The sequence below is a fragment of the Burkholderia seminalis genome, from assembly GCF_001718535.1.
Taxonomy (GTDB): domain Bacteria; phylum Pseudomonadota; class Gammaproteobacteria; order Burkholderiales; family Burkholderiaceae; genus Burkholderia; species Burkholderia seminalis.
The window spans coordinates 2,861,969-2,881,300 of the sequence record NZ_CP013398.1; the positions used below are offsets into that span (position 1 = coordinate 2,861,969).

Annotated in this window: 18 protein-coding genes; 8 read left to right on the forward strand and 10 right to left on the reverse strand. The window is 70.3% G+C overall.

Translation table 11 applies throughout. The features are described from left to right. The first annotated feature begins 252 nt into the window (after window positions 1-252). The 3 genes from dalD (at window position 253) to WJ12_RS12985 (ending at window position 4,273) form a co-directional block, all read left to right on the forward strand. Complete coding sequence (dalD, locus tag WJ12_RS12975; protein ID WP_034190534.1) at window positions 253-1,647, forward strand: D-arabinitol 4-dehydrogenase; 1,395 nt, start codon at window positions 253-255, stop codon at window positions 1,645-1,647. A gap of 83 nt (window positions 1,648-1,730) precedes the next feature. Beyond that, complete coding sequence (gene xylB, locus WJ12_RS12980; protein ID WP_059560241.1) at window positions 1,731-3,212, forward strand: xylulokinase; 1,482 nt, start codon at window positions 1,731-1,733, stop codon at window positions 3,210-3,212. Window positions 3,213-3,259: 47 nt separating this feature from the next. Continuing rightward, complete coding sequence (locus WJ12_RS12985) at window positions 3,260-4,273, forward strand: sugar-binding transcriptional regulator (RefSeq protein WP_080287921.1); 1,014 nt, start codon at window positions 3,260-3,262, stop codon at window positions 4,271-4,273. A gap of 19 nt (window positions 4,274-4,292) precedes the next feature. Here the strand turns inward: WJ12_RS12985 and WJ12_RS12990 are convergent, their stop codons facing one another. Next, window positions 4,293-5,504, reverse strand: a complete 1,212-nt coding sequence (locus tag WJ12_RS12990; protein ID WP_059560238.1) for an MFS transporter — start codon at window positions 5,502-5,504, stop codon at window positions 4,293-4,295. A 163-nt stretch (window positions 5,505-5,667) separates the two neighbouring features. On the opposite strand from WJ12_RS12990, the gene WJ12_RS12995 reads away from it, so the two are divergent. Then, window positions 5,668-6,552 carry a LysR family transcriptional regulator gene (locus WJ12_RS12995; protein ID WP_059560235.1) on the forward strand — a complete coding sequence of 295 codons (885 nt, stop codon included), beginning with the start codon at window positions 5,668-5,670 and terminating at the stop codon, window positions 6,550-6,552. A gap of 19 nt (window positions 6,553-6,571) precedes the next feature. On the opposite strand, the gene WJ12_RS13000 is transcribed toward WJ12_RS12995, so the two are convergent. From WJ12_RS13000 to WJ12_RS13035, 8 genes are all read right to left on the reverse strand, one after another. Further along, window positions 6,572-7,681 carry an ABC transporter ATP-binding protein gene (locus WJ12_RS13000; RefSeq protein WP_034190529.1) on the reverse strand — a complete coding sequence of 370 codons (1,110 nt, stop codon included), beginning with the start codon at window positions 7,679-7,681 and terminating at the stop codon, window positions 6,572-6,574. Between the two features lie 55 nt (window positions 7,682-7,736). After that, a complete protein-coding gene (locus WJ12_RS13005) occupies window positions 7,737-8,450 on the reverse strand; it encodes an HAD family hydrolase (RefSeq protein WP_059560232.1) in 714 nt (237 codons plus the stop codon). After that, complete coding sequence (locus WJ12_RS13010; protein ID WP_034190527.1) at window positions 8,447-9,298, reverse strand: carbohydrate ABC transporter permease; 852 nt, start codon at window positions 9,296-9,298, stop codon at window positions 8,447-8,449. Before WJ12_RS13010 ends, WJ12_RS13005 begins: the two co-directional genes overlap by 4 nt. After that, complete coding sequence (locus tag WJ12_RS13015) at window positions 9,295-10,248, reverse strand: carbohydrate ABC transporter permease (RefSeq protein ID WP_006496497.1); 954 nt, start codon at window positions 10,246-10,248, stop codon at window positions 9,295-9,297. The genes WJ12_RS13010 and WJ12_RS13015 overlap by 4 nt, the downstream gene beginning before the upstream one ends. Window positions 10,249-10,360: 112 nt before the next feature. Then, a complete protein-coding gene (locus WJ12_RS13020) occupies window positions 10,361-11,686 on the reverse strand; it encodes an ABC transporter substrate-binding protein (RefSeq protein ID WP_034190525.1) in 1,326 nt (441 codons plus the stop codon). A gap of 68 nt (window positions 11,687-11,754) precedes the next feature. Then, window positions 11,755-13,116: a D-tagatose-bisphosphate aldolase, class II, non-catalytic subunit gene (locus WJ12_RS13025; RefSeq protein ID WP_059560230.1), complete on the reverse strand. Its 1,362-nt coding sequence runs from the start codon at window positions 13,114-13,116 to the stop codon at window positions 11,755-11,757. Beyond that, the gene (locus tag WJ12_RS13030; protein ID WP_034190523.1) at window positions 13,104-14,060 is read right to left on the reverse strand and encodes a sugar kinase; all 957 of its coding nucleotides are present in this window, start codon (window positions 14,058-14,060) and stop codon (window positions 13,104-13,106) included. The genes WJ12_RS13025 and WJ12_RS13030 overlap by 13 nt, the downstream gene beginning before the upstream one ends. A gap of 78 nt (window positions 14,061-14,138) precedes the next feature. Then, the gene (locus tag WJ12_RS13035) at window positions 14,139-14,915 is read right to left on the reverse strand and encodes an L-iditol 2-dehydrogenase (protein WP_034190522.1); all 777 of its coding nucleotides are present in this window, start codon (window positions 14,913-14,915) and stop codon (window positions 14,139-14,141) included. 330 nt (window positions 14,916-15,245) lie between these two features. On the opposite strand from WJ12_RS13035, the gene WJ12_RS13040 reads away from it, so the two are divergent. The 4 genes from WJ12_RS13040 to WJ12_RS13055 are packed head-to-tail and all read left to right on the forward strand — an operon-like array spanning window position 15,246 to window position 18,354. Then, window positions 15,246-15,707 (forward strand): Fur family transcriptional regulator, encoded by a 462-nt coding sequence (locus tag WJ12_RS13040; protein ID WP_011546084.1) that lies wholly within the window; start codon window positions 15,246-15,248, stop codon window positions 15,705-15,707. A gap of 46 nt (window positions 15,708-15,753) precedes the next feature. Beyond that, the gene (locus tag WJ12_RS13045) at window positions 15,754-16,680 is read left to right on the forward strand and encodes a metal ABC transporter solute-binding protein (RefSeq protein ID WP_059560227.1); all 927 of its coding nucleotides are present in this window, start codon (window positions 15,754-15,756) and stop codon (window positions 16,678-16,680) included. 14 nt (window positions 16,681-16,694) lie between these two features. Next, complete coding sequence (locus WJ12_RS13050) at window positions 16,695-17,579, forward strand: ABC transporter ATP-binding protein (protein WP_059560224.1); 885 nt, start codon at window positions 16,695-16,697, stop codon at window positions 17,577-17,579. Next, window positions 17,572-18,354 carry a metal ABC transporter permease gene (locus WJ12_RS13055; RefSeq protein ID WP_034190519.1) on the forward strand — a complete coding sequence of 261 codons (783 nt, stop codon included), beginning with the start codon at window positions 17,572-17,574 and terminating at the stop codon, window positions 18,352-18,354. Before WJ12_RS13050 ends, WJ12_RS13055 begins: the two co-directional genes overlap by 8 nt. A gap of 113 nt (window positions 18,355-18,467) precedes the next feature. Here WJ12_RS13055 and fghA read toward each other — a convergent pair whose 3' ends face one another. Continuing rightward, complete coding sequence (fghA, locus tag WJ12_RS13060) at window positions 18,468-19,316, reverse strand: S-formylglutathione hydrolase (protein ID WP_034190518.1); 849 nt, start codon at window positions 19,314-19,316, stop codon at window positions 18,468-18,470. Window positions 19,317-19,332 lie beyond the last annotated feature (16 nt).

Sequence of the window (19,332 nt, forward strand, 5' to 3'; positions counted from 1 at the left end):
CGTCATGCGCCCGCCGTCACGACGACGTGCGGGCCGCCCCCTGCCTTCATGCGGCCGCACGCCGCCGACACCGTTTTCCCATCCGGCCCTTTGCGCGCGCGGCTCCCGCGCCGTGCCCGCGCCGCCGCAGTGCACCATCGAAATGCCGTTTCCCCGCCTTGACTTTCGCTCGCCCGAATACGATCATTCGCTCACATAAAGAGCAAATGATCGTATTCGACTGAGAAGACTGGCACGAACAGGAGACAACGGATGAGCGAATCGCCCTCCGCCCGCGCGCCCGTGCTGCTGCACATCGGCGCTGGCTCGTTTCACCGCGCGCACCAGGCGTGGTATCTGCATCGCGTGAACGCGGCCGTCCCGGCCGACGAACGCTGGTCGCTGACCGTCGGCAACATCCGCGACGACATGCGCGCGACGATGGACGCGCTCGCCGCACAGCACGGCGCCTACACGCTCGAAACCGTCACGCCGCAAGGCGAGCGTGCGTACGAGACGATCCGCGCGATCACGCGCGTGCTGCCGTGGTCGATCGACCTCGCCGCGCTGGTCGACGCCGGCGCCGATCCGGCCTGCCGGATCGTGTCGTTCACCGTCACCGAAGGCGGCTACTACCTCGACGAACACAACCGGCTCGACGTCGCGAACGCCGATCTGGCGGCCGACCTGCAGGGCGCGCGCACGACGCTGTACGGCGCGCTCGCGGCGCTGCTCGCCGAACGCGTGAAGCGCGGCGCGGGCCCGCTCACGCTGCAGAGCTGCGACAACCTGCGCAACAACGGCGCGCGCTTTCGCGCGGGGATGCGCGAATTTCTCGAACGGCGCGGCGAAACGGCCCTTCTCGCGTGGTTCGACGCGCACGTCGCGACGCCGAGCGCGATGGTCGACCGCATCACGCCGCGCCCGACCGCCGACGTGCGCGAACGCGTGCGCGCGGCCACCGGCATCGACGATGCGTGCCCGGTGATGGGCGAATCGTTCATCCAGTGGGTGATCGAGGACCGCTTCGCGGCCGGCCGGCCGCGCTGGGAACTGGCCGGCGCCGAACTCGTCGACGACGTGCACCCGTACGAGGAAGCGAAGATCCGCATCCTCAACGCGACGCACAGCTGCATCGCGTGGGCCGGCACGCTCGCGGGCTACACCTACATTCACGAAGGCACGCACGACGCGGCGATCCGCCGCTTCGCGCACGACTACGTGACGCAGGACGTGATCCCGTGCCTGAGCCCGAGCCCGCTCGATCTCGCGCGCTACCGCGACGTCGTGCTCGAACGCTTCGGCAACCCGTACGTGCTCGACACCAACCAGCGCGTCGCGGCCGACGGCTTCTCGAAGATCCCCGGCTTCATCGCGCCGACGCTCGTCGAATCGTTCGCACGCGGCGCGGCGCCGGTGGCCACCGCGGTGCTGCCCGCGTTGTTCCTGCGCTTTCTCGAACGCTGGGCGCGCGGCCTGCTGCCGTATGCGTACCAGGACGGCGTGATGGACGACGGCGCCGCGCGGGCGATCGCCGAAGCCGACGACCCGGTCGTCGCGCTGGGCGCGAGCCGCGCGCTGTGGGGCTCGCTCGCCGGCAACGCGGCGCTGTTCGAGGCGCTGCGCGGCGCGCTCGCGCGGGTCGACGCATGGCTGGCGCAGCGCTGACGCGCATCCGGGCGAACCTGCCTTGGCACGTGCGCTGCCGCGCGGCTAAAGTAGCGACTCCCCACTGACGGAACGGATCGCTCATGTATCTCGGCATCGACCTCGGCACCTCGGAAGTGAAGGTATTGCTGCTGGCCCCCGACGGCACGGTCGTCGGCACGGCCGGCACGCCGTTCACCGTGTCGCGGCCGCATCCGCGCTGGGCGGAACAGCATCCGGACGACTGGTGGCAAGGCACGCTCGCCGCGCTCGCCACGTTGCGCGAGCGGCACCCGCACGCGTTCGCGCAGGTGCGCGGCATCGGCCTGTCGGGGCAGATGCACGGCGCCGTGCTGCTCGGCCGCGACGATCGCGTGCTGCGCCCGGCGATCCTGTGGAACGACATGCGCAGCGCCGACGAATGCGCGCTGCTCACCGAGCGTGCGCCCGATCTCCATGCACTGGCCGGCAATCTCGCGATGCCGGGCTTCACCGCACCGAAACTGCTGTGGGTCGCGAAGCACGAACCCGACGTGTTCGCCGCCACCGCATGCGTGCTGATGCCGAAGGACTACCTGCGGTTCCGGATGACCGGCGCGAAAGTGTCCGACCCGTCGGACGCGGCCGGCACGCTGTGGCTCGACGTCGCGCGCCGCGACTGGTCCGACGCGTTGCTGGCCGCCTGCGACATGACGCGCGACCAGATGCCGCGCATCGTCGAGGGCAACGCGCCGTCCGGCACGCTGCGCGCGGACGTCGCACGCGCGCTCGGGCTGTCGGAGGCCGTCGTGGTCGCGGGCGGCGGCGGCGACAACGCGACGAGCGCGCTCGGCATCGGCGCGATCCACGCGGGCGACGGCTTCGTGTCGCTCGGCACGTCGGGCGTACTGAGCGTGGTCGGCGACCGTTTCATGCCGAACCCCGCGTCCGCCGTTCATGCGTTCTGCCACGCGATTCCCGATCGCTGGCAATTGATGAGCGTCGTGCTGTCGGCCGCGAGCTGCCTGCGCTGGGTCTGCAAGCTGACGGGCACCGACGAGCCCGCGCTGCTCGCCGAAGTCGAAGCGCTCGACGCCGACGCGCTCGCGACGGCGCCGCTGTTCCTGCCCTACCTGTCCGGCGAACGCACGCCGCACAACGACCCGTATGCGCAGGGCGTGTTCTTCGGCATGACGCATGCGACCGAGCGCGCGCATCTCGGCTACGCGGTGCTCGAAGGCGTGACGCTCGGCCTCGCCGACGGCCTCGACGCATTGCATGCGGCCGGCGTCGAAACCGACCAGCTGTCGCTGATCGGCGGCGGCGCGCGCAGCGCGTTCTGGGCGCAATTGCTCGCCGACGCGCTGAACGTGCGCACGCGCCAGATCGGCGGCGGCGAAACGGGCGCGGCGCTCGGTGCGGCGCGGCTCGGCTGGCTGGCCGTCGGCGGCGATCCGCACACGGTGCTGACCAAGCCGCCGGTGCGTGCCGAATACGCGCCGGACGCCGCCCGCCATGCACGGCTGCGCGAACGCCTCGACGCATTCCGCTCGCTGTACCGTCACGTACAGCCGCTGTACGAACCGTCGCGCACGCGGCTCGCATAGGCGCGACCGCGAGGCAGCGCACGACATGCGTTACAGTGGACGCCGTCGTGCGGCCTGCCGGCCGGCCCGCGGGGCGGCCCCCTGATCCAAACCGAATCGCTATCGTGTCCAAGTCCTCAGAAAAACTCGATCTCGCCACCCGTGCCGCGTGGCTCTACTACGTCGCGGGCGACACGCAGAACGAAATCGCCGAGAAGCTGCAGGTCTCGCGCCCGGTCGCGCAGCGCCTCGTCGCGTTCGCGGTCGAGAAGAACCTGATCCGCGTGCGCGTCGATCACCGGCTCGCCGACTGCCTCGATCTCGGCGCGCAGCTGTCGAAACGCTACGGCCTCGCGATGTGCGAAGTCGTGCCCGTCGATGCCGATGCGCCCGACGCGATCGACCGCAAGCTCGCGGTCGCCGGCGCGCAGGTAATGGAGCGCTACCTGAACGAAACGCGGCCGATGGTGATCGCGGTCAGCAGCGGCCGCACGCTGAAGGCGGCGGTCGCGCAGATCGCGCAGATCGACCGCCCGCAGCACCGGCTCGTGTCGATGGTGGGCGCGATCGCGGCCGACGGTTCGTCGAACCGCTACGACGTCGCGCAGTACATCTCCGAGAAAACCGGCAGCAAGCATTTCCTGCTGCCCGCGCCGCTGTTCGCCGACAGCGACGCCGAGCGCGCGCAGTGGTGCAATCACCGGCTGTACCGGATCGTCGAGGCGCTGTCGGGCCAGGCCGACGTCGCGTTCGTCGGGATCGGCAACATCGGGCCGCACTGCCCGCTCTACGAAGACGGCTTCATCACCGAACAGGAACGCGACGAGATGACCGCGCTCGGCGCGGTGGCCGAGCTGCTCGGCGTGCCGATCGACGCGCAGGGTACGCAGATCACGGTGTCGACCAGCGCGCGCGTGACGAGCGTCGCACTCGCGACGCCGCCGAAGCTGCCGACGATCGCGTTCGCCGGCGGCCCGAAGAAACATGACGCGGTGATCGCCGCGCTGCGCGGCGGCTGGCTGTCGGGGCTCGTCACCGACGAAACCTGCGCGCGCGCCGCGCTCGCCGCGAAGGCGGCCTGACGCCGCCGGTGCCGCCCGCTTAGGCCGCGCGCGGCGCCGGGAACGCATGCCGGCGCGCGCGCCACGCGCCGATCCACGCGGCCGCCAGCAGCGCGACGAGCACCCACGGAATCGCGCCGGCGCCCGTCGCGCCGAGCAGCATCCCGCCCGCGATGCCGCCGCCGGCGATCGCGAGGTTCCACACCGTCACGAGCATCGACTGCGCGACGTCGGCCGATTCCCCCGCCGCGTTCGCGGCGGCCGTCTGGAACAGCGTCGGCGCGCCGCCGAACGCGAGCCCCCACAGCGCGACGCCCGCATAGACGATCGCCATCCCGGACCCGGCGCCGAGCATCAGCGCCGCGAGCGCGAACAGCGCGATGCTGGCGAGCGTCAGCCGTCGTTGCGCGGCGCCGATCCATGCGCCCGTCAGCGCGATGCCGGCCAGCGACGCAAGGCCGAACACGAACAGCACCACATCGACCTGCGTGCCCATCCGCACGCCTGCCAGGAACGGCGCGACATACGTGTACAGCATGTTGTGCGCGAGCACGTACGCGAACATCACGGTCAGCACCGGCCGCACGCCGGGCAGCATCATCACGCCAAGCACGGGCTCGCGCGCGCCGGCGGGCTGCCCCGCGTAATCGGGCACGCGCAGGCGGATCCAGCCGATCAGCGCGAGCGCCGCCAGCGTGATCAGCGCGAACGCGACGCGCCAGCCGAGCGCCGCGCCCAGCGCGGTACCGGCCGGAATGCCGACCGACATCGCGACCGGCGCGCCGAGCATCGCCACCGCGATCGCACGGCCGCGCAGCGACGCATCGACCATCCGGCTCGCGTAGCCGGCCAGCAGCGCCCACAGCAGCCCCGCCGCCATGCCGGCGACGAAGCGCGCCACGAGCGTGAGCGCGTAGTACGGCGACACGGCCGTCAGCGCGTTCGACACGACGAAGCCGGCGAGCGCCGCGAGCAGCAGGCGGCGCCGGCGCATCGCGCGCGTCGCGGCGACAAGCGGGATCGCCGCGACGATCGAGCCGAGCGCATACACGGTCACGAGCTGGCCGATCAGCGCCTCGGGCACGCGCAGGTCGGCGCTCATCAACGGCAGCAGGCCGGCCGGCAGCGCTTCGGTGAGGATCGTGATGAAGCCGGCGGTGGCGAGCGCCAGCAGGTTCGCGACCGGCAGCCGCTCGGCCGCCTGTGCCGGCAGGCCGGCAACGCGGCTGTCCATCGACGGGCAATCGCTCATGACGCGCTCCCGGTTTCGACGCGACGGGCGGTGACAGGCAGGAATGACATGGCGTGACCTCGAACGGTGAAGGAACGCCCATCGTAGGGAGCCGGCGCGGGAAGAAAAACCGGGGTAGAGTTCCGGACAATCCGGACATCGATGTCCGCAATCGGGAACCGGCATGGAAAATCTGGGCGGCTTCGTCGTGTTCGTTCAGGTCGCGGAAACGCGCAGCTTCGTCGCGGCCGGCCGCGCGCTCGGGCTGTCGGCATCGGCGATCGGCAAGCGCATCGCGCGGCTCGAGGCGCGCCTGAACGTGCGGCTCTTTCACCGCAGCACGCGCAGCATCACGCTGACGGCCGAAGGCGCGCGTTTTCTCGAACGATGCCGGCGCGTGATCGCCGAGCTCGACGCGGCCGAACAGGAACTGACGCACAGTGCCGAAGCGCCGCGCGGGCGGCTGCGCGTGAGCCTGCCGACGATCGGCACGCTGCTGCTGCCGGTGCTCGCCGATTTCATGGCCGCGTATCCGGAGATCGAGCTCGACATCGATTTCAGCGACCGGCTCGTCGACGTCGTCGACGAAGGATTCGACGCGGTGCTGCGCACCGGCCAGCCGTCGGACTCGCGGCTGTCGTCGCGGCTGCTCGGCCATTTCCGCCAGCACCTCGTCGCGTCGCCCGCCTATCTCGACCGGCACGGCACGCCGCGCACGCCGGCCGATCTCGCGCGTCACCGCTGCCTGCACTACCGCTTCCCGAGCAGCGGCCGGCTCCAGACCTGGCCGCTGCGCGTGCCGCGTCACGGCCCGCCGCCCGAGGTGCCGGTCACGATGGTCAGCAACAGCGCGGAAGCGCGCCTGTGCTTCGTGCTGCGCGGGCGCGGCATCGCGTGCCTGCCGGAGTTCTTCGTACACGACGCGCTGGCCAACGGCACGCTGCGCACGGTGCTCGACGAGCACGTCGCGAGCCGCACGCCGTTCCATGTGCTGTGGCCGTCGGGCCGGCACCCGACGCCGAAGCTGCGCGCGTTCGTCGACTACCTGGCCGACCACCTGCGCATCTGAGCGGCGCGGCCGCCGGTCGTCACGCGGCCTTCGCGTGCGCGCTCAGCCGACGGAACGCGTGGCCTTGCTCGTCGAACAGGTGGCAGTGCTCGGCCTGCGCATGCACGCGCAGCGCCTCGCCGGTGCGGTACGTGTCGAGCGGCGGAATCCGCGCGATCAGCCCGTCCGGCGCGGCGGCCGACTCCGCATACAGATAGGCGGCATCGCCGAGCGACTCGACCGCCATCGTCCGCGCGGCCACCCCGTCCGCGGCGGCGTCGACCAGCAGGTGCTCGGGCCGCACGCCGACGGTCACCGCGGCGCCGCGCTGCAGCGCGCTCGCGTCCACCGCCACGCGCTGCGTCTCGCCGCTGTCGAAGCGCACGAGCACGCCGCCCGCGTCGGCCGATTCGACCGTGCCCTTCAGGAAGTTCATCTTCGGCGAGCCGATGAAGCCCGCGACGAACTGGTTCGCCGGCGCGTGATACAACGTGTTCGGCGTGCCGACCTGCTGCACCGCGCCGCCCGACAGCACGACGATCTTGTCCGCGAGCGTCATCGCCTCGACCTGGTCGTGCGTCACGTAGATCATCGTCGTCTTCAGCTCGTCGTGCAGCCGCGCGAATTCCAGCCGCATCTTCACGCGCAAGGCGGCGTCGAGGTTCGACAGCGGTTCGTCGAACAGGAACACCTTGGGCTTGCGCGTGATCGCGCGGCCGATCGCGACGCGCTGCCGCTGGCCGCCCGACAGCTGCTTCGGCTTGCGGTCGAGCAGGTGATCGATGTGCAGGATCTTCGCGGCCTGCTTCACGGCCTGGTCGATCTCGGGCTTCTTCGCGCCCGCGAGCTTCAGGCCGAACGCCATGTTGTCGTACAGCGTCATGTGCGGGTACAGCGCATACGACTGGAACACCATCGCGATGCCGCGCTTCGCGCTCGGCACGTCGTTGACCTTCGCGCCGTCGATCAGCAGGTCGCCGTTCGAAATATCCTCGAGGCCCGCGATCATCCGCATCAGCGTGGATTTGCCGCAGCCGCTCGGCCCGACGAACACGACGAATTCGCCGTCGGCGATGTCGAGGTTGACGTTGCGCAGCACTTCGGTGTCGTCGTAGCGCTTCGCGATGTTGCGCAGGAGCACGCTTGCCATGATCTGTCTCCGTTCGTTCGTGATGCACCGCCTCGCCGGCGGCGCGCAATCGTTGCTAGTTCGGCAGCACCGCGCCCGTCGCCTGCCAGCGCGCGACGTAGCCGGGCAACTCGTGCATGTCGTCGAATACGTGACGCGCGCCGATCCCGCGCAGCGCGTCGATCTGGGCCGCCGACGCGTGCCCGCCGCCGACGAAGCCGAGCACGGTCATGCCGGCCGCGGCCGCCGCGGTGATGCCCGTCACGCTGTCCTCGACCACGAGGCAGTGCGCGGGCGCCGCGCCGAGCGAGTGCGCGGCCGCGAGGTACACGTCGGGCGCGGGCTTGGGCCGCGCGACGGCATCCGCGCAGAACAGCCGGTCGCCGAAGAAGCGCGCGAGGCCCGTGCGCGCGAGCGCCGCCTCGACGTATGCGCGGTAGCTGTTGCTCGCGCAGGCCGTCGTCAACGGGATCGCGGCCAGCGCGGTGTCGATGCCGTCGACCATCGGCGCATTGACGGCCGCCGCCTCGACCGCGCGGCGGATCGCGTCGACGTCGGCGGCCGACAGCGTGCGGCCAACGGCCTCGCCGGCACCGGCCAGCACGCGCTCGATGCGCAGCCCGAGCAGCGGCATCACGGCCGGCCGCGCGTCGACGCCCGGCCAGCGCGCATCGAGTTCGCGCACGATCACGTCGGCGGCCACGGCCTCGCTGTCGATCAGCACGCCGTCGCAATCGCAGATCAGGACGTTCGCGGCGTGGCCGGCAGCCCCCTCGCCGGCCGCGCTCATTTGACCGCCCCGAACGTGAGCCCGCGCACGAGCTGCTTCTGCGACAGCCAGCCGACGATCAGGATCGGCGCGACCGCGAGCAGGGAAGCGGCGGACAGCTTCGCCCAGAACAACCCTTCGGGGCTCGAGTACGACGCGATGAACACCGTCAGCGGCGCGGCGTTCGAACTCGACAGGTTGATGCTCCAGAACGCCTCGTTCCACGACAGGATCACGAGCAGCAGCGCGGTGGACGCGAGCCCCGGCAGCGCCATCGGCATCAGCAGGTAGACGATCTCCTGCCACGTCGACGCGCCGTCGATGCGCCCGGCCTCCAGGATGTCCTTCGGGATTTCGTTGAAGTACGTGAAGGTCATCCACACCGCGATCGGCAGGTTGATCAGCGTGTAGACGATCACGAGCCCCGATACCGTATCGAGCAGCCCCGCGTTCTTCCACAGCAGGTAGATCGGCACGAGCACGCCGACCGACGGCATCATCTTCGTCGACAGCATCCACAGCAGCACCTTCTGCGTGCGATGGTTCGGAAAGAACGCCATCGCGTAGGCGGCCGGCACCGCGAACAGCAGCGAGATCACCGTGACGCCGGCCGAGATCAGCACCGAATTCCACGCGAACGCGAAGTAGTTGCTGCGCGCGAACACCTCGCGGAAGCTGTCGAGCGTCGGCATGAAGAACAGCGTCGACGCGTAGGCCTGCTGCTCGGTCTTGAACGCGGTGATCGCCATCCAGAAGATCGGGAAGAACAGCAGCAGCGCGATCAGCCACGCGAGCGTGCCGGGCAACGCGCGCCGCACGAGGTCGAACACGGCCGGCCCGCGCCGGCCTTCGAAGGTCAGGTCGCTCATTTCTCGTACTCTCCCTTCAGGTTGCGCGCGAGCATCCGCACGAGGAAGAACGACACGACGTTCGCGACCACCACGGCGATGATGCCGCCCGCGGACGCGAGGCCGACGTCGAACTGCTGCAGGCCCAGCGCGTAGATCAGGTAGGACAGGTTGGTCGTCGCGTCGCCCGGGCCGCCGCCCGTCGTCGTATAGATTTCCGCGAAGATCGACAGCAGGAAGATCGTCTCCATCATCACGACCACGGCGATCGCACGCTTCAGGTGCGGCAGCGTGATGTAGAAGAACATCGCGATCGGGCCCGCGCCGTCGATGCGCGCGGCTTCCTTCTGCTCCTGGTCGAGCGACTGGATCGCGGTGAACAGGATCAGGAACGCGAACGGCAGCCACTGCCACGCGACGATGATGATCACCGCGGTGAGCGGGTAGTCGGCGAACCAGTCGATCGGCGTCATCCCGAGCGCGCGCATCGCGTTCGCGACGAGCCCGTACACCGGGTGCAGGATCATGTTCTTCCAGATCAGCGCGGAGACCGTCGGCATCACGAAGAACGGCGCGATCGCGAGCAGCCGCGCGACGCCCTGCCCGTAGAACTTGCGGTCGAACAGCACGGCCATCAGCACGCCGCCGACCACCGTGATCGCGAGCACCGCGCCGATCAGCACGAGCGTGTGCCAGATCGCGGGCAGGAACGACGGATCGGTCGCGAGGAAGCGGTAGTTGTCGAACCCGGCGAAACCTTTCACGTCCGGGTTCAGCAGGTTGTAGCGCGAGAACGAATACCAGATCGTCATCGCGAGCGGAATCGACATCCACAGCAGCAGCACCGCGACGGACGGCGACACGAGCCAGCTCGCGCCGCCGCGCGCACGGCGCGGCGCGCCCGGCGGCGACGACGCGTCGCCGACCGACGGCGCGTGGGCGTGACTCAGGGGAAGACGCAGGTGACGCATGATCGGAGTCCCTCCGGTTGATGCGCGGGCGCGAACGGCCTGCCCGCCTTTCGGCTTCGCCGGCCCGCGGTGCGCAACGGCGCACGCCGCGGGCCGCGTGACTGCCGGCGCGTTACTTCTTGTAGCCGGCCTGCCGCACCGCGCGGTCGGCGGCGGCCTGCCCGGCGGCGAGCGCCTGGTCGACCGTCATCTGGCCCGCGACCGCGCCCGCGATCGACTGGCCGACCACCGTGCCGAACGACTGGAATTCAGGAATCCCGACGTACTGCACGCCCGTGTACGGCACCTTCTTCAGCGACGGATCGTTCGGGTCGGCCGTCTCGATCGCCTTCAGCACGAAGTCGGAGAACGGCGCGGCGGCCTTGTACTCGGGGCGCTGGTACGTCGACGCGCGCGTGCCCGGCGGCACCGATGCCCAGCCTTCGTCCTTGCCGACCATCTCGATGTACTGCTTCGACGTCGCCCACGCGATGAACTTGCGCGCGGCGTCCTGCTGCTTCGACGTCTTCGGCACGGCCAGCGCCCATGCCCACAGCCAGTGCGAACCCTTCGGCGTGGCGGCCACCGGCGCGGCCGCGAAACCGATCTTGTCGGCCACCTGCGACTGCTGCTTGTTGTAGAGCATGCCGGCCGCGACCGTCGCGTCGATCCACATCGCGCACTTGCCCGAGGCGGTCAGCGTCAGGTTCTCGTTGAAGCCGTTCGAGCTCGCTCCCGGCGGGCCGTCCTTCTTCAGCAGGTTCACGTAGAACGAGATCGCCTTCTTCCATTCGGGCGACGTGAGCTGCGCGTTCCAGTTCTCGTCGAACCAGCGCCCGCCGAACGTGTTCACCACCGTCGACACGTACGCCATGTTCTCGCCCCAGCCGGCCTTGCCGCGCAGGCAGATCCCGTAGGTGCCCTTCGCCTTGTCGGTGAGCTTGTCCGCGAATTCGGCGATCTGGTCGTAGGTCGGCTGGTCGGGCATCTTCAGCCCCTTCGCCGCGAACAGGTCCTTGCGGTAGAACGTCATCGAGCTTTCGACGTAGAACGGCAGCGCGTAGAGCTGGCCGTTGTACGACAGGCTGTCGCGCGCGGTCTTCACGATGTCGTTCAGGTCGTAGTCGGCGGGCAGCCCGGTGATCGGCGCGAGCCAGCCGCGCTTGCCCCACTGCGGCGTCTCGTAGGTGCCGATCGCCATCACGTCGAACTGGCCGCTGCCGGTCGTGATGTCGGTCGTCGCGCGCTGGCGCAGCACGTTCTCCTCGAGGATCACCCAGTTCAGCTTGATGTCGGGGTTCGCCTTCTCGAACGCCGGCGACAGCTTCTTCAGCTCGATCATGTCGGGGTTGTTCAGCGTCGCGATCGTCAGCGTGCCGGCGGACGCGGCGCAGGCCGCCGTCGCGAGCGCGGCTCCGGCAAGGCAGCGTGCGGCGGCGTCGAGCATCTTTCGTTGCATGGCATGTCTCCTGTGTTTGTTCGAAGTGTCGTCGGTGTTGCGTGTTGCGTCGTTTCCTTCGCGGCCCGTCATGCCGGCCGCTGCATCCCGCACGCGCGCGCATAGTGCGCGATCACGTCGCGTATCCGGTGGCGCACCCAGGCGCGCGGCTCCTGCGCGAGGCCGCCCGCGCGGCACGCCGCGTAGACGTCCGGCAGCCACTGCGCGACGAGCGTCTCCGGCACCGGCTGCCGCGCGAGGTTACCGAACAGCTGCTCGACCGCGGCCGCGACGGCCGGCTGCAGCCAGTAGTAGCGGATCCGGTCGCTGTAGCTGAACTGGCGCGCGAGCCGCTGCTCGGCCTCGTCGCCGCGGTAGTACGGCGCCCAGTGCTCGGGCTGCGCGCGCATCGCGGCGTCGACGACCTCCCGCAGCCGCGAGCGCTGCGCGACGTCGTCGATCAGTGCCTCCTCGATGAACGTCAGCGCGAACAGCGCCTCGCGCAGCGCGAACGTCAGCGCCGGGCCGACTTTCAGCACCGCGAAGTGGTCGCGCACGAGCGCGGCGAGCGCGCCTTCGGTCTGGTAATCGGTCGAGTGCGCCTCGAACACGAGGCGCGGTGTCTGCAGGATACTCGCGCCGAGCGACGCCGCCTTCGCGCTGTCGTAGTCGAGCACGTGGCGATCGTCGAAGTCGACGCCCGGCTGCGCGACGACCGCGACCACGCGTGTCCATGCGTCGTCGAGGCCGGCCGCCGCGAACGCGCGGCGGTGCGCGTCGAGCGTCGCCGCGACGCTGCCGCTGCGCGTGACCGAGATCCGCGCGATCGCCGCATCGTCCGCTTCGTTCGCGCCGCCGCTCACTTCGCCGCCCGGCGTCGGCACCTCGGTGCCGATCACGTAGACGGGCGCGAGACCGGCACGCGCCGCCGCGTCTTCCGCCGCGCGGCACAGCTCGGCCGCGCGCGCGGCGATCGTGCGATCGTCGAGCCGCACCGGATCGTCCGCGCACGCCATGCTCGCATCGAGGTGGATCTTCTCGAAGCCGGCTTCGACATACGCGGCGACCATCGCGACCGCCTCGCGCATCGCGTCGGCCGCGCGGCGGTGCCGCCACGGGTTCGGGCCGAGATGGTCGCCGCCGAGCACGAGCGCCGACGGCGCAAGCCCGCAACGCGCGGCGATCGCATCGACGTCGCGGCGAAAATCGGCGGGCGTCATGCCCGTATAGCCGCCGAGATGGTTCACCTGGTTGCAGGTCGCCTCGATCAGGAGCGGCGAGCCGTCCGCGCGCGCGGCTTCGCACGCGGCCTCCAGCACGAGCCGGTGCGCGCTGCAGATCGAATAGATGCCGCGCTGCGCGTCGGCGCGGTTCGCGTCGAAGATCATCCGCAGCACCGCGTCCGCGTGCGCGGTGCGCGGACGGTCGGCAAGGGTCGTCAGGCCGGACATGCGATACCTCGTTCGGTCAGGAAACGGTCGATCTCGGCCGCGTCGCTGTTGCCCTCCATCGGGCCGCGCCGCGTCACCGCGATCGCGCCGGCCGCGTTCGCGCGGCGCAACGCGGCATCGATCGGCACGCCCGCGACGAGGCTCGCGACGAGCGTGCCGCCGAAGCAGTCACCGGCACCGGTCGGGTCGACTTCGTCGACCGGAAAGGCCGGCGCGTCGACGCGGTTCGCGCGATCGAACGCGACGCTGCCTTGCGCGCCGCGCTTCAGCACGACGCGCTCGAGCAACGGGTGCGTCGCGAGCAGGCCCGCGATCGCGCGCTCGGCCGGTTGCGGCCCGCAGAAGAACGGCAGGTCGGCCTCGCTCGGCAGGAACAGGTGGCACGCGGCGAGCATCTCGTCGAGCGCCGCGCGCATCGGGCGAAAGCTCAGCATCTCGGGGCGCACGTTCGGATCGAACGACACCTTCGCGCCGGCGCGCGCGGCCTCGATCACGCCGCGCTGCACGGCCGCGATCGCCGATTCGCTCGTCAGCGACGAGCCCATCACGTGGAAGTAACGGCAGCCGTCGAACATCGCGGCATCGACGTCGGACGCATCGACGCACGCGGCCGCGCTGGTGGACAGCGTGAAGACGAAGCTGCGCGAGCCGTCGTCGCGATACGCGACGAACGCGGTGCCGGTCGGGCGCGCGACGCGGCGGATGCGCGCGACCTCGACGCCGTCGCGTTCGAGCCGCGCGACGATCGCGTCGCCGAACGCGTCGCGGCCGACGCAGCCCGCATACGCGACGCGCGCGCCGAGCCGCGCGGCCTGGTCGGCGAAGATCGCCGGCGCGCCGCTCGGGAACGGCCCCGCGAACAGGCCCGGCGTATCGAAGCCCTGGCCGCGCTCGGCGGCGACGAATTCGGCGAGCAGTTCGCCGGCCACGACGATCTCGGCCATCAGGCGTGCCCTCCTCGTCCGACCGCGGCCGCGTCGTCGCGGGCCGGCCGGCAGGTTGCGCGTGCGAGCGACATCACGTCAGCTCATCCAGTTGCCGCCGTCGACGTTCAGCGTCTGGGCGGTGACGTAATCGGCGTCGGCCGATGCGAGGAACAGCGCGGCGCCCGTCAGGTCGCCCGGCACGCCCATGCGGCCGAGCGGCACGGCTTCGCCGACGAGCCGCTTCTTCTCGCCGAGCGGCCGGTTCTCGTAGCGCGCGAACAGCGCATCGACCTGCTCCCACATCGGCGTGTCCACCACGCCCGGCGCAATCCCGTTCACGTTGATCCGGTGCGGCGCGAGCGCGAGCGCGGCCGACTGCGTATAGCTGATCACCGCGGCCTTGGTCGCGCAGTAGTGCGAAACGAGTGCCTCGCCGCGACGGCCGGCCTGCGACGACATGTTGACGATCTTGCCGCCGCGGCCCTGCTCGACCATTCGCTGCGCGACGGCCTGCATCAGGAAGAACAGCCCCTTCACGTTGACCGAGAACAACCGGTCGAACACGTCCCACGATTCGTCGAGGAGCGGCCGCATGTCGAACAGCGCCGCATTGTTGAACAGGATGTCGACGCCGCCGAAGCGCTCGACCGCCGTGGCGACGATCCGCTCGATGTCGTCGCGGCGCGTGACGTCTGCGGTGACGGCCACCGCGCGGCCGGGGTTCGCCTCGATCAACCGCGCGAGCGAGCCGCCGGCGGGCTTCAGATCGACCAGCACGCAGCGCGCGCCCTCGTCCAGATAGCGTTGCGCGACCGCCTCGCCGATGCCGCTTGCGGCGCCCGTCAGGATCGCGACCTTGTCTTCCAGTCTCACTGGCTGTCTCCGGTTTGTTCTGCTGTACGACGGTCGCGAGGTGAGCGAACGCTCGCAAACCGATCAATTGCTCTGTTTGTGATCGAATGATCGGATACGCGATTCACGCTGTCAAGGCGACGCGACGGCTTTCTATGACGCGCTGCGGCACAACCGCGCACGACGGCGGCCCGTCGCGCACGCCCGGCAAGGCGCCGCGCACGCGGTGCGGCGCAGTGGGATCGACGGTGAAGGGGACGGAGCGAGGCAGGAAACGGGGAATTCACGCTGCACGGCGCGACGATACGTTATATCATCGCGATACTGTGTTTCACCGCCCTGCTTTACGCCATGGCTACCTCATCGTCCATTGACGCCCGGCTGTCCCGGGCCGACGCATTCGCCGCCGAGCACGGGCTCGCGTGGACGCCGCTGCGCCGCCAGGTCTACGAGCGCGTGCTGGCCGCGCAGCGCCCGATCGGCGCGTACGACCTGCTCGCCGAACTCGAACCGCAACGCGGCCGCGTGCCGCCGACGACCGTCTATCGCGCGCTGGATTTCCTCGTCGAGCACGGCTTCATCCACCGGATCGAATCGAAGAACGCGTTCTTCGCATGCTGCGAGATCGGCGTGCCGCACGAAGGCCAGTTCCTGATCTGCGATTCGTGCGGCGACACCGTCGAGATTCCCGGCGGCGACCTCGCGAAGCAATTGTCCGCGAGCGAACCCGCGCACGGTTTCGAAGTTCACCACCAGGTCGTCGAGCTGAGCGGCCTGTGCGGACACTGCAAGCGCAAGCCCGCGCAGCGCTGACGCCGAATCGCGCGGCGCATGCGCCGCCCTTCCAACGAGGAGTTCCATGTCCATTGCCCTGAAGCGCCGCACGCCGCGGCGTGCCCTGTCGCCTGTTCGCCGCGTCGCCGCCGCGTTCGCCACGCTCGCCGCGCTGTCGCTCGCGGCGCCCGCGTTCGCGCAGGCCGCGACCGTCAACGTCGTCGCCGCCGAGAATTTCTACGGCGACGTCGCGACGCAGATCGGCGGCAGCCGCGTCGCGGTCACGAGCATCCTCAGCAATCCCGACCAGGATCCGCACCTGTTCGAAGCGAGCCCGAAGACGGCTCGCGCGCTGCAGCACGCGCAGGTCGTGATCTACAACGGCGCCGACTACGACCCGTGGATGGCCAAGCTGCTCGGTGCGTCGAAACAGGCGAAGCGCGCGACGATCGTCGTCGCCGACCTCGTCGGCAAGAAGGCCGGCGACAACCCGCACCTGTGGTACGACCCGGCGACGATGCCCGCCGCCGCGCGCGCGATCGCCGCCGAGCTCGGCAGTGCCGATCCGGCGCACAAGGCCGAATACGATGCGAACCTGCAGAAGTTCGTCGCGTCGCTGAAGCCCGTCGACGACCAGGTCGCCGCGCTGCGCGCGAAGTACAAGGGCGTGCCCGTGACGGCCACCGAGCCGGTATTCGGCTACATGTCCGACGCGATCGGTCTCGACATGCGCAACCAGCGGTTCCAGCTCGCGACGATGAACGACACCGAGGCCAGCGCGCAGGACGTCGCCGCGTTCGAGAACGACCTGCGCAAGAAGCAGGTGCGCGTGCTGATCTACAACAGCCAGGCCGAAGAACCGATGACCAAACGCATGCTGAAGATCGCGCGCGACGGCGGCGTGCCGACCGTCAGCGTCACCGAGACGCAGCCGGCCGGCAAGACCTTCCAGCAATGGATGGCCGGCCAGCTCGACGCGCTCGGCGCCGCGCTTTCCGCCGGCAAGCCATAAACGACCGTAACGACATGACCGCCACTCCCCATGCACTCGCCGTCGATCGCGTCACGCTCGAACTGGGCGGACGCACGATCCTGCGCGACGTCAGCTTCTCGATCGAGCCCGGCGAATTCGTCGGCGTGCTCGGGCCGAACGGCGCGGGCAAGACGACGCTGATGCGCGCGGTGCTCGGGCTCGTGCCCGTGTCGGCCGGCACGCTGTCCGTCGGCGGCGTGCCGGTCGTGCGCGGCAACCCGTCGATCGGCTACATGCCGCAGATCAGGAGCGGCCTCGCGAACCGCCGGATGCGCGGCTACGACTTCGTCGCGATGGCCGCCGACGGCCACCGCTGGGGGCTGCCGCACACGAACGCGGCCACGCGCCACGACGTCGACCGCGTGCTCGATCTCGTCGGCGGCCCTACGCTCGCGCGCCGGCCGCTGTCCGAGCTGTCGGGCGGCGAACGGCAGCGCCTGCTGCTCGCGCAATGCCTGCTCGGCAATCCGAAGCTGCTGCTGCTCGACGAGCCGCTGATCAGCCTCGACCCGAACCACCAGCGCGGCGTCGTCGAGCTCGTGCGCACCGTGCAGCGCGAGCTCGGCATCACCGTGCTGTTCTCCGCGCACGAACTGAATCCGCTGCTGAACGCGCTCGATCGCGTGCTGTATCTCGGCAACGGCGTCGCGGCGCTCGGCACCGTCGACGAGGTGATCACGAAGCCCGTGCTGTCGCGGCTCTACGGGTCGCCGATCGACGTGATGCGCGTGAACGGCAAGATCTTCGTGATGTCGGGCGACGTCGAGATCGAGAAGCACGACCACGAACACGAGGACGACGACGGCCACTCGCACGGCGGCGGCCACGGCCATCACCACCACGGACACGCCCATCCCGGGCATTCGCACGATGTTTGACTACGACTTCATGATCAACGCCTTCGCGGCGTCGGGGATCGTCGCGGTGCTCGCGGGCATCGTCGGCTACTTCCTGGTGCTGCGCGGGCAGACCTTCGCCGGCCACGCGCTGTCGCACGTCGGCTTCACCGGCGCGACCGGCGCGGTGCTGCTCGGCATCTCGCCGATCTGGGGAATGGTCGGCTTCACGCTCGCGGCCGGGATCGGGATGGGCGCGCTCGGCGAAAAGCTCGCGGGCCGCGACGTCGCGATCGGCGTGATCCTGTCGGGCGCGCTCGGCTTCGGCCTGCTGTTCCTGCATTTCTATACGTCGTTCGCGACGCAGGTCACCGCGCTGCTGTTCGGCAACGTGCTCGCGGTCAGCCACGACACGCTCGCGGTGCTCGCGGGCATCGGCGCGGTGAGCCTCGCCGCGCTCGCGCTGATCGCGCGCCCGCTGCTGTTCGCGTCGCTGCAGCCCGAGCTGGCCGAAGCGAAGGGCGTGTCGCTGCGCACGGTGTCGATGCTGTTCCTCGCGGTGTGCGCGCTCGCGGTGGCCGCGGCGACGCAGATCGTCGGCGTGCTGCTCGTGTTCACGCTGCTGGTCGGGCCGGCCGCGGCCGCGCAGAACGTGTCGACGCGCTTGTCGACGGGCGTGCTGCTCGCCGCGCTGTTCGCACTGTTCGAGGCGTGGGCCGGCATCGTGCTCGCGTATCACACCGACTGGCCGACGAGCTTCTGGATCACCGCGCTGTCGGCGCTCGTGTACGGCGCGAGCCTGTTGCGGCGCAACTGACCGCCGCCCGACGCGAAGTCAAAACGCCGGCGTGCCCGAAGGCAGCGCCGGCGTTTTTTATTGCCCGCGAATTCGTGCGGCGCGCCCCGTGCGCGACCGGCTTCCCTCTCCGCTCACCCAACCAGCACACGCGCATGATGCGCAATGTGATCGGCGATGAACGTCGAGATGAAGTAGTAGCCGTGGTCGTAGCCCGGATGACGACGCAGCGTCAGCGGCTGGCCGGCCTTCGCGCAGGCGGCCTCGAACACGTCGGGATTCAGCTGGTTCGCGAGGAATTGATCGGCCAGCCCCTGGTCGACGAGGATGCCTTCCGCGAACTTAGGCGCATCGGCGCGCGCGACAAGCTCGCTCGCATCATGCGCCTTCCAGGCGTCGCGATCGTCGCCGAGGTAGCCCGAGAACGCCTTTTCGCCCCACGGGCAGCGCGTCGGCGCGGCGATCGGCGCGAACGCCGACACCGACCGGTACAGGCCCGGATGGCGCAATGCGAGCGTCAGCGCGCCGTGCCCGCCCATCGAGTGGCCGAAGATCCCGAGCCGCGCGCCGTCGATCGGCAGCTCGGCCGCGACGAGCGCGCGCAGCTCGCCCGTCACGTACGACTCCATCCGGTAATGCGCGGACCACGGCGCCTCGGTCGCATCGACGTAGAAGCCCGCGCCGACGCCGAAATCCCACGCATCGGTCTCGCCCGGCACGCCCGCGCCGCGCGGGCTCGTATCGGGCATCACGAGCGCGATGCCGTGCTGCGCCGCGTACTGCTGCGCGCCGCCCTTGATCGCGAACGTCTCGTCGGTACACGTGAGGCCCGCGAGGTAGAACAGCGCCGGCACGCGGCCGTGCGCCGCCTGCGGCGGCAGGTACACCGAGAACTTCATCGGCAGGCCGATGGCCGCCGAATCGTGACGGTAGAAGCGCTGCTCGCCGCCGTGGCACGCATGCGAGGAAACGAGTTCGAGCATGACGGTGCGCTCCCGC